Below are 9,823 nucleotides of genomic sequence, written 5' to 3'. Positions count from 1 at the left end.
CCAGCGCGCCGGGTTGGACTCTTCGCGCCAGCCGTGCACGGCGCAGTAGTCCAGCACCGCCTCCAGGCGCTGGCGCACGCGGGTGGCGGTTTCGGTCTTGGTGGTCCAGATGGGCTTGAGGATCGCCTCTCACTCCGCCAAAAATACCGTTTAAAGTCTTCATTTAACTAGAATTTTTCGGCAAACGCAAAACTCCTTATCACCCAAGCGATAACCTTGCGCGTTGGCTGAAGAGCATATTGGGCCCCTTTTGCAGGCTTGACCGGCATCTTGGCGGTCGCAATTGGGGCCGATCAAACTTCTCACCCCGAACCCGCCTCTAGCTCGCAGATCGGTGGGCATCGATGAATTTGCCTCCAACAGATCGACCAGCGGCAACGTTCGCGCTGTGCCATGCCAGCGCCTGACCGCGCCAATGCGCCGATCAGTGCAGGCAAAACAAAGGGGCAGGTCACTCAAGCGCCGACCACCCTGGATGCACGTGACCGCTTGCGGGCTGGCTGCTTGCCCTGTTGCAAACGCGCCGCAACGCCCTAACAGCCCCTTGTCAAGGGCGCGAAAGTTGGGTCAAGATCACGGCTATCAAGGGAGGAGCACGGAGTCAATAAGCAAGTACAACACCCCGGATCCTCCTTGCACCAGCGTCTTCAGCGAAGGCGATGCCAATTCGCGGATGTTTTCACACAACGAGCCTACGCCAAAAACAACAATGCCAAGAGCAAAGCGAGCATGGGGAAAATGGCGCGACGCTCAACAATGGCTATCTTTGGCAGAGCATTGTCTTGATGTCGCGCACGTCTTTCACGCGCTGGCTGTGCAGCCCTCTTGGCAAAAGCGCTTGCAAGCTGCCTGTGGTCATAAGTTAACCGATAGCTGCCTTGAGCGCTTGGCGGTCGTGGCATTTTTGCACGACTTCGGCAAAGCCAATGGCGGCTTTCAAGCCAAAGCCGACCCAACTGCCCGCGACACCGCCGGACATGTCATGGAGGCCGCGGCATGGCTGACCGCATGCCAGCGTCTTTGGCCGCCCGCCTGGTCACGCTTGATGACCGAAATCGCAACCTGGTTCCGAGATGAGACGCAGGCGCTGCAAATGCTTTTGGCCAGCATCTCACACCATGGACGTCCGGTTTCCGAGCAGAATATTGAAAGCTTTTTGAACGGCAGCGCGGGAAGTCAATCGGATAAACTTTGGCAACCGAGCGGCGCTTACAATCCATTGGCCGCATTGGATGAGTTGACCCAAACCGCTTGCGAAGCCTTTCCGAGGGCGTTCCAGAACGATGCGCCCGCCATCAACGCTACGCCGGCGCTGCAGCAGCGCTTTGCAGGACTGGTGATGCTGGCCGACTGGGTTGCGTCGGACATTCAGTTTTTCCCTTACCCAACGCCAGCCGGCTGCTCGCGCCAGGCATTCAGTTTTCGGGCGGCGCGGCATGCCCTGCAAGCGACGGGTCTCATCCCGCCGCAACCACGCACCCCCTCATCCTTTGCCGAAATCTTTGGCTTCAATCCCACGGCCCTTCAGAGCGCGTTGGCTACTGAGATAGCGCCTGGTGAAGACAGCCGATTGCTGCTGGTCGAATCCGATACGGGGTCGGGCAAGACGGAGGCAGCGCTGGCCTGGTTTTTTCGGCTTTATGCCGAGGGTTGGGTCGATGGTCTTTATTTCGCCCTGCCCACGCGTGTGGCGGCGCGCGAGCTTTACAGCCGAGTTCATCGTGCCATCGAAGCCGCTTTTGAGCCCGACCAACGTCCCCGTCCCGTGTTGCTTGCGGTGCCGGGCTACGTGAAGGCAGACGGACACAGCGTGGCGCACTTGCTGACTGATCCCCAAGGCGCCCTGTGGGACGATCACCCGCAAGATCTTCGCCGTGAGCGTTTGTGGGCAGCAGAGCAGCCCAAGCGGTTTCTCGCCGCGCCGATTGCTGTCGGCACCATGGACCAAGCGCTGCTGTCGGCGCTGCAGGTCAAGCACAGTCTCTTGCGGTCTGTGTGCTTGGATCGGCACCTGCTTGTGGTCGATGAGGTGCACGCCTCCGACCCCTACATGCGCGAGGTGTTGCAGGCGTTGCTGCGGGGCCACGTCGCTCGCGGCGGCTGGGCGCTGCTGCTTTCCGCCACGTTGGGCGAAGCAGCGGCGGCGGCCTTTTTTGACCGACCCTTGGCGCCCTTGGTTGACGCGCAACAGCGCCCCTATCCTCTGTTGACCACCCGGACGCAGGCTCTCCCGATGCCGGCGTCCCGCCATCGCCGCATCCAGGTGGCATGCTCCCCCACGCTCCAAGACGACGCAGCGTTGATCCCCGACATCATCGGCGCCCTTGAACAGGGGGCGCGGGTGCTGGTGATTTGCAACACAGTCAAGCGCGCCAACGCGCTTTTTCGCAGCGTTGAAGCCATGTTGCAGCAAGAGCGGCCTGCACTGCTGGAGGCGCTGTTCAGCCTGGATGGGGTGCGCTGCCCCCACCACGGCCGCTTTGCACGCACAGACCGGGAACGACTCGATGCCGCAGTTACCGCCCGCCTCGGCAAAGGGTCGCCTGCGGGGCCGCTGTTGCTGATTGGCACACAGACCCTGGAGCAAAGCCTCGACATCGACGCCGACTGGCTCATCACTGATCTCGCGCCGATGGACGTCTTGATCCAGCGCTTTGGGCGCCTGCACCGTCACGCCAGGTCAAACCGCCCCGCGGCCTTAGCCGAACCGCGCGCGCTGGTGCGCGTACCGCCACGGGGTTTGGACGCGTATATCGCCCGAGATGGTTCGCTGCGTGCCCCTGCAGGGTTGGGAACCGTCTATGCGGACGGCCGGGTGCTGACGCTGACCTGGCAGTCGCTTGTCAGCGACCCGGAACTGGCGCTACCTCACCAGGCTAGATGCCGCATCGAAACCGCAACCCACCCCGAGAGCTTCGCGCGTTTGCCCGATCCGTGGCCGGCCCACGGCAGGACTATCGAGGGCAAGGAACTTTCGGACATCCGTCAAGCGCTGCGCTCGGTGCTGGAAGAAAAGTCCTTCGGCGAGCTGCACTACGCTGATACCGGCGAGCGCATCCTCACCCGTCTGGGCGAGCCTACCTTCGACATCCCATTGGCCGAGCCGATGCACTCACCCTTCGGCACGCTGATCGACCGTATCACCATCCCCGCGCATTGGATCGCCGATGCTTCCGCGCCCGACGCCATCGAGGCGACGGCCATGCCTGAAGGATTTCGCTTTTCCGTCGGTCAGACGGCCTTTCGTTACACCCGCTTGGGTTTGGAGCGAGACGATGCATGACCTGCTAACCGACCCCATGATCGGCGTGCGCACGATTGCAGGCCAGCAGCGCTTGAATCTCCCTGAACTGTTGGCTGCCTTGAGCGCAGGCAAAGTCGAGAGCTACACGGGCCTACGAGCCCATCAGGCCGACCCCTGGCATGTGTTTTTGGTGCAGCTGGCCGCCAGCATCCAGGCGCGCCACCCCACCGCATCCTTGCCTGCCGACGCAGCTTACTGGCGCGAAGGGCTTCTGGATCTCGCTGAGGGCATCCCCGAGGCTTGGCAGCTGGTGGTGGAGGACGTGACCAAGCCGGCGTTTCTGCAACACCCCTGGCGGAGCTGGGATGAGGAGGCCGCCGATTATGGCGTGAAGACCAGCCGCGGGCAGGCGGTGTTCGATCCCAAGGCGACCACCCCGGACGAACTCGACGTGCTGGTCACGTCCAAGAACCATGATGTCAAGATGGCGCGAGTGGGGGCGGGGCTTGCCGAAGCTTGGCTTTACGCCTTGGTCATGCTGCAAACCACGAGCGGCTTCCTTGGGCAAGGCAACTATGGCATTGTCCGTATGAATGGCGGCTTTGGCAGCCGCTCCATCGTCGCTTGGGCCGAAAGCCGCCAGCCTTCGGCGCGATTCGTTGCCGAAACCCAAGCGTTGGAGGTCTTGCGCGCTGAAACTTGCAAAAAGTTTCGTTACGCGCCTCGCGGGATGGTGCTGACGTGGTTGACACACTGGGATCGCGACAGCCACCAGTTCCATCTAACGGACGGGACAAAGCTAGAGCCCTGGTTCATCGAAGCCTGCCGTCCCCTGCGTTTGCGCCAGCTCAAGGATGGTCGCCTGATGGCCTTGGGTGCCGGCAGCAAGGCCCGGCAAATCGGCCCCAAAACGCTGGAAAATGGCGATGTTGGCGACCCTTGGACGCCGATCAACGTCGGCGACAAGAAAAAAGGCCAATCCGCGTTGACGCTATCCGCCGATGGTTTCACGCCGCAAAAATTGACGGCGCTGATTTTTGAGGATGGCTTTCAGCTCACGGCCTTGCAAAAGCCACGGCCCGGGGAACAGCCGGGCTGGCTCCTCGCCTCTTGTCTGGTGCGCGGACAAGGCACGACGGAAGGCTTCCATCGCGTCGAGATCCCCATTCCGCCCAAGGCCCGGCTGACGCTGCTGCACAAGCAAAAGCGAGAGACCCTGGCGCACCTCGCCCAAAGCCTGCTGGCCGATGCCAAAGACGTCAGCACGGCGCTGGGCGTAGCGCTGACCGTGCTGACCGAAGGCGGGCCGCAAGAGGCCGACTTCAAGCGCGTCGAGACCTGGATCGGCGCAGCCCGCCAGCAATTCTCCCAACAGTGGAACGCGCTCTATTTCCCCACGCTCTGGCGCGGCGCCGATGAAGATCACCAGAAGGTGCGCGCGGATTGGCAGCAGCAACTCGTCGATCGGGCCCAGGCCTTGCTGAACGAAGCCACGAGTCGCTTGCCGCTGCCGTCCAACCGCCGCTGGCGCGCCCTCACCCAAGCCCAGGGTGCTTTCGTTGGCATGCTCAGCAAGGCCAAGCTGCCTTGGCCTGTCCAAACCCGCGCTGACTCCAGCACCACCGAGGAGACCGCCGCATGAACACCACCGCACCGAATTCGATTCAGCCGTCGAATCTGTCTTCCATGGTGGGGCGCCTCGCTGCCATCATCGGCGCGCGGCACTACCCTGCCGGGGATCGTTCGGCGCTGCGCCGCTGGGCACCGGGCCAGCCCGTGCCGCTCGCCTTCTACCGTTTGTGGCTGCGCCATGTGGGCGCCGACCTGCCTGCGCAGTATCAGACCGAAGCCTGGATGCTCATCGCCTGGGCCATCGTCACTCTGGGCGAAAAAGCCCACGATCCCCAACGGCCTTGGGGCCAGGCGCTGGCCGAAGCCGGTTTTTCTGAAGGAAGGCTGGAGCGGCTGCTTTCCGCTCCGGCCGACGTGCGCGCCGATCTCTTCGTGCAGGCGGTGCGGTTTCTCGCCGCCAAGGACGAGCGTTTTGATCTTGTGGAGGCCGCTCTTTACTTGGTTACCGAAGATGAGGCCAAACGCGAGGGGCTTGCTCGGCGCATCGCACAGGCCTTTTACCGCCATTTGCCCGAAACCGCTTGACCTCAGAAAGGAGTGATCCATGTTTCTGCAAATCCACACCCTGACGAGCTACCCCGCAAGCCTCTTGAACCGCGACGATGCGGGATTGGCTAAACGCATTCCGTTTGGCAACGCCCTGCGGCTGCGCGTGTCCTCCCAATGCTTGAAACGCCATTGGCGCGAAGACCTCAGTCACCGACTCTCCCATATCCCCGATGGCCAGCGCACGCGCTCCTTTTTCACGCGCACGGTCTTGCCGCGCGCCGTGGAAGCCGGTGTGCCGCAGGCTGTCGCCAACCAGCTGATCGAACCCTTGGCAAAGGCGGTGATCGACGGCGGCGTCAAGGAAGGGGGGGACCTCAACCAGCCGGTGCTCTTCGGCCTGCGCGAGGCCGACTACTTCGTGCAACTGCTCAAGGACGCGAGCAGCCAACCCGACCCAGGCAAAGCGCTCACGGAGCGGCTCAAAACGAAAGACGAAAAAGACAACATTAAGGCCATGAGCAAGGCCGCCGCAGGACTGACCGCCGCACTCTTTGGCCGCATGGTCACCTCCGACCTGCTCGCCCGCGTCGATGCGCCGGTGCATGTGGCGCACGCCTTCACCGTGCATGCCGCCAACACCGAGATGGACTACTTCACCGTGGTGGACGATCTCAACCGTGACGACGAAACCGGCGCCGCCCATGCCAACCAGACCGAACTCGGCGCCGGGCTTTACTACGGCTATGTGGCGGTGGACGTGCCGCTGTTGGTCGGCAATCTCACGGGCGCCGACCCCAAAGACTGGCGCAACCAGGACCCCGCCACCGTCCGGCAGGTCTTGGAAGCCCTGATCGACAGCGTCGCCCGCCAAAGCCCGGGGGCGAAGAAGGGCAGCACCGCGCCCTACGCCTGGGCCGAAATGGTCTTCCTCGAAACAGGCCGCAGCCAGCCGAGGACGCTTGCCAACGCCTTCCTCGACGCGCTGCGGCTTGATGGCAAGGCAGACCCACGCCAAGCAGCGATCGACCGACTGGCTGCCCACCTCGAACAGCTTGACGCGATGTATGGCAGCTCCAACGGCTCCGATGACGAGCATGGTCGCTTCCTTTCCACGACGCTGGAGCCGACGCCGCCGCTGCCGCCCAAACAGCCGTTGCGCGATAGCATCCGCGCGGCGCTGGATCGCATCTTTGGACGCCGAGGCTGAGGGATGCGGCTCATGGATGTGCTGCTTTTGCGTTTTGATGCGCCCCTGATGAGCTTTGGCGCCGTGGTGGTGGATCAGCGCCACCCCCTCTGGCGCTTCCCCGGATCCGCGATGCTTGCCGGCCTCATCGGCAACGCCTTGGGCTGGGATCACCGCGACACCGAGCGGCTGCAGACCTTGCAAGACCGGCTGCGTTTTGCCGCTCGTTGGGATGCCGCGCCGGAGCTCCTGACCGATTACCAGACCGTGGATCTCGGGCAAGACTTCCTAATGGAGACGGGCTGGACCACCCGAGGCCGACGGGAAGATCGCAAGGGCGGCACAGCGGCCACCGGCACCCACATCCGCTACCGCGACCATTGGGCCAACGGCGTCGCCACCGTCGCCCTGGCGCTGGATGGCACGGGCGATCCCAGCCTCGGCAACGTCGAGCAAGCGCTGCGCTACCCCGCTCGGCCGCTGTTCATTGGGCGCAAGCCCTGTCTGCCCGCCGCGCCGATCCTGGTGGGCCGGCGGCAAGCAACAGGCGTCAAAGACGCGCTCGCCCGTGAGCCGCTCGCGAGCATTGGCCCACGGCGGCGGCCCCAGCGCGTCGAAGCCCTGTGGCCGCTGGATGAAGGCGCAGGGGTGCAAACCGAGGAACGCTACGACCAGCGCGACTGGGCCAATAACATCCATCGCGGCAGCCGGCGCTACGCGGTGGGCCTGCTGGAGGTGGCGACATGAGCGCGCTCCATCTTCTGCGCCTCCCGGTCGATCCGCCGCGCCTGCTGCGCTTTGCCTTCGAGCACGGTATCCGAGAGGAGGACGAAACCCTGGGCTATACCCTGCACGCCTGGTTTGCCGCCCTGTTTGGCGAACTTGCGCCCAAGCCGTTTCGCTATCTGGAGCGGCGCGGGGAGGTGCTGGCGTATGCCCGTAGGGATCATGTTGATCTGCTGGATCACGCTCAAGCCTTCGCTTCGCCCCAAGCCTGGCAAGCCCTAGACGCCGAAAGGGTAGCCAGCAAGCCCATGCCGCTAACCTGGCGTAGCGGCCAGCGCCTGCATCTGGAGGTGCTCGTCTGCCCTGTCTCCCGCAAGGACGACGAGGAAAAAGACGTGTATCTGCGCGCCCTCGACCGCCTAGGCGATTCGGCCCCTGCGCGCACTGAAGTCTATCGCCAGTGGTTTGCCGCCCAATGGGGTGGCGCCGTGCGTTTGGAATCAGTCGAACTTTTGGGTATGAGCGCTCGCAGCCAACTTTTGCGCCGCGACCGCCGCCATGGCAACCGGCTGCGCCATGTGGAGCGGCCCCAAGCCCTGTTCGGCGCCGAGGCCGTCGTGATCGACGGCGCAGCTTTTGCCGAGCGCTTGGCCCGCGGCATTGGCCGGCATCGCGCCTTCGGCTTTGGCATGGTGTTGCTGGCCCCGCCACGATGAGCCCGGCGCCTGGCCTTTTACACGGACGGCTGGGGCTAGCGGCTTCCCGCATCCCGCATGCCGACCGGCACGGCTTGCTCTGGCTGGAGTATGGCAAGCTATCCGTGGAGGACGGCACGCTGCGCTTCACCGCTGCCCAGAGCGAGACCCTGGACGCCGGGGAATACGCGATTCCCTACCAAGGCGTCTCGATGATCCTTCTCGGGCCTGGCACCAGCCTCACGCAAGACGTTTTGCGGCTGTGCGCAAGGCACGGAACGCTGATCGCCGCCGTAGGGGAAGGGGGCGTGAAAAGCTACACCGCTCCCCCGATGGGGCAAGGGCGCTCGGACGTCGCGCGGCGTCATGCCGAGCTCTGGGCCGACCCCAAGCGACGCCTCGACACGGCGCGCCGGCTCTACGCCTGGCGTTTTGGCCGCATCTTGCCGCACCGCGACATCGAGACCCTGCGCGGCATCGAAGGCGCCCGCATCAAAGAAAGCTACAAACTTGTGGCGCAGCGGTTTGGCATCGCCTGGGATGGCCGCCGTTACGATCGCGACAACCCAGGCGCCGCTGACCTACCCAACCAGGCCATCAACCATGCCGCCACCTTTGTTGAAGCTGCCGCCGATATCGCCGTGGCTGCCGTGGGGGCGCTACCGCCGCTGGGCTTCATCCATGAGGACTCCAGCAACGCCTTTACCTTGGACATCGCCGACTTGTGGCGGGTCGAGTTGACGCTGCCGTTGGCCTTTGGCGCCGTGCGCGCTGTGTTGGACAAACAAGCCGACAACATCGAACGGGAGGTGCGCAAGCGTGCGGCGGCGGCCTTTCGACGAGACAAGGTCATTCCAAAGATGATCGATCGCATCAAGGAACTTTTTGATGTCGATGACCGTGGTGGCAACTCGTAACGTCTCAGCCCGGGTGCGCGGGTTTCTTGCCTCCGTTATGCTCGAACTTGCGCCCGGCATCTACTGCGCGCCGCGTATCTCGCCAGCGGTCAGGCAACGGATCTGGCAAGTGTTGGAAGATTGGTTTCCCAATGAGAAGGATGCCTCGATTGTGATGCTCTGGAGCGAGCGGGAGATGCCCGCCGGCCAAGCCGTCAAGGTTCTGGGCGTGCCCCGCATCGAGCTCGTTGAGGTGGACGGCATCGTTTTGGCACGTCGCCCGTCCACCCCTACGAACCCAAGGCAACGGCCAAGCGATTGATCTTTAAAATTGTAGCTTTGCCTTTCAAATCAAAGACTTTCTTGCAAGGTCTCCCCCGCGCATGCGGGGATCGACCCCGCGAGCGCCCGCCGGCCTTCGATGGCGTGACGTCTCCCCCGCGCATGCGGGGATCGACCCTACCAGGAGCCCGGCGCCGGGCGCTTGAAAGAGTCTCCCCCGCGCATGCGGGGATCGACCGGAGTCGGCCTTTCTGGGTGGTTTCGTATTGTGGTCTCCCCCGCGCATGCGGGGATCGACCCAGCTCGACGGAGGGCATCCATCCGGTCTGCGCGTCTCCCCCGCGCATGCGGGGATCGACCCCTGCAAAGCGGCACGGGGCCGGCCTGGTATCTGTCTCCCCCGCGCATGCGGGGATCGACCCTCATCATCCGCAAACACCCCATCCTCAACCGGGTCTCCCCCGCGCATGCGGGGATCGACCCTTGGTGCGGATGAAGAGGTGCGGCGTGGGGCTGTCTCCCCCGCGCATGCGGGGATCGACCCGCGGGCGTGACCTTCCCACGCCCAGCGCTTGAGTCTCCCCCGCGCATGCGGGGATCGACCCGACTTGATCCGGTACTCGCCGCGCACACCGTCGTCTCCCCCGCGCATGCGGGGATCGACCGTTCCTCA

General features: G+C 64.0%; 9 protein-coding genes and 1 CRISPR repeat array (1 of these 10 running past the window's edge). Of the genes, 8 read left to right on the top strand and 1 reads right to left on the bottom strand.

Annotated features, from left to right (window positions below):
• The coding region (locus Talka_RS12280; RefSeq protein ID WP_425472629.1) for a phage integrase central domain-containing protein at positions 1-123 on the bottom strand (123 nt) is incomplete at its 3' end.
• A 292-nt stretch (positions 124-415) separates the two neighbouring features.
• On the opposite strand from Talka_RS12280, the gene cas3 reads away from it, so the two are divergent.
• The 8 genes from cas3 to cas2e are packed head-to-tail and all read left to right on the top strand — an operon-like array spanning position 416 to position 9,190.
• Positions 416-3,283, top strand: coding sequence for a CRISPR-associated helicase Cas3' (cas3, locus tag Talka_RS04810; protein WP_342781042.1), 2,868 nt, complete (start codon positions 416-418; stop codon positions 3,281-3,283).
• A complete protein-coding gene (gene casA, locus Talka_RS04805; protein ID WP_143889992.1) occupies positions 3,276-4,886 on the top strand; it encodes a type I-E CRISPR-associated protein Cse1/CasA in 1,611 nt (536 codons plus the stop codon). Before cas3 ends, casA begins: the two co-directional genes overlap by 8 nt.
• Positions 4,883-5,401, top strand: a complete 519-nt coding sequence (casB, locus tag Talka_RS04800; RefSeq protein ID WP_143889973.1) for a type I-E CRISPR-associated protein Cse2/CasB — start codon at positions 4,883-4,885, stop codon at positions 5,399-5,401. The genes casA and casB overlap by 4 nt, the downstream gene beginning before the upstream one ends.
• Before the next feature lie 19 nt (positions 5,402-5,420).
• A complete protein-coding gene (gene cas7e / locus Talka_RS04795; protein WP_143889972.1) occupies positions 5,421-6,572 on the top strand; it encodes a type I-E CRISPR-associated protein Cas7/Cse4/CasC in 1,152 nt (383 codons plus the stop codon).
• Positions 6,573-6,575: 3 nt separating this feature from the next.
• The gene (gene cas5e / locus Talka_RS04790; RefSeq protein WP_342781040.1) at positions 6,576-7,298 is read left to right on the top strand and encodes a type I-E CRISPR-associated protein Cas5/CasD; all 723 of its coding nucleotides are present in this window, start codon (positions 6,576-6,578) and stop codon (positions 7,296-7,298) included.
• A complete protein-coding gene (locus Talka_RS04785) occupies positions 7,295-7,993 on the top strand; it encodes a type I-E CRISPR-associated protein Cas6/Cse3/CasE (protein ID WP_143889970.1) in 699 nt (232 codons plus the stop codon). Before cas5e ends, Talka_RS04785 begins: the two co-directional genes overlap by 4 nt.
• Complete coding sequence (gene cas1e, locus Talka_RS04780; RefSeq protein WP_143889969.1) at positions 7,990-8,889, top strand: type I-E CRISPR-associated endonuclease Cas1e; 900 nt, start codon at positions 7,990-7,992, stop codon at positions 8,887-8,889. The genes Talka_RS04785 and cas1e overlap by 4 nt, the downstream gene beginning before the upstream one ends.
• Complete coding sequence (cas2e, locus tag Talka_RS04775) at positions 8,861-9,190, top strand: type I-E CRISPR-associated endoribonuclease Cas2e (RefSeq protein WP_143889968.1); 330 nt, start codon at positions 8,861-8,863, stop codon at positions 9,188-9,190. The genes cas1e and cas2e overlap by 29 nt, the downstream gene beginning before the upstream one ends.
• Before the next feature lie 48 nt (positions 9,191-9,238).
• Positions 9,239-9,823: direct repeats of the CRISPR family, unit length 28 nt; unit sequence GTCTCCCCCGCGCATGCGGGGATCGACC; it runs 175 nt beyond the window's last position.

This window comes from Tepidimonas alkaliphilus, from assembly GCF_007556595.1.
In the GTDB taxonomy this organism is placed as follows: Bacteria; Pseudomonadota; Gammaproteobacteria; order Burkholderiales; family Burkholderiaceae_C; genus Tepidimonas; species Tepidimonas alkaliphila.
This window is presented reverse-complemented; position numbering and strand designations above follow the sequence as displayed.

Coding starts and splice junctions, on each gene's coding strand:
- Talka_RS04785 (WP_143889970.1), top strand. CDS start 7,295: ATGAGCGCGCTCCATCTTCTGCGCCTCCCGGTCGATCCGCCGCGCCTG.
- cas1e (WP_143889969.1), top strand. CDS start 7,990: ATGAGCCCGGCGCCTGGCCTTTTACACGGACGGCTGGGGCTAGCGGCT.
- cas2e (WP_143889968.1), top strand. CDS start 8,861: ATGTCGATGACCGTGGTGGCAACTCGTAACGTCTCAGCCCGGGTGCGC.
- cas3 (WP_342781042.1), top strand. CDS start 416: ATGCGCCGATCAGTGCAGGCAAAACAAAGGGGCAGGTCACTCAAGCGC.
- casB (WP_143889973.1), top strand. CDS start 4,883: ATGAACACCACCGCACCGAATTCGATTCAGCCGTCGAATCTGTCTTCC.
- cas5e (WP_342781040.1), top strand. CDS start 6,576: ATGCGGCTCATGGATGTGCTGCTTTTGCGTTTTGATGCGCCCCTGATG.
- casA (WP_143889992.1), top strand. CDS start 3,276: ATGCATGACCTGCTAACCGACCCCATGATCGGCGTGCGCACGATTGCA.
- cas7e (WP_143889972.1), top strand. CDS start 5,421: ATGTTTCTGCAAATCCACACCCTGACGAGCTACCCCGCAAGCCTCTTG.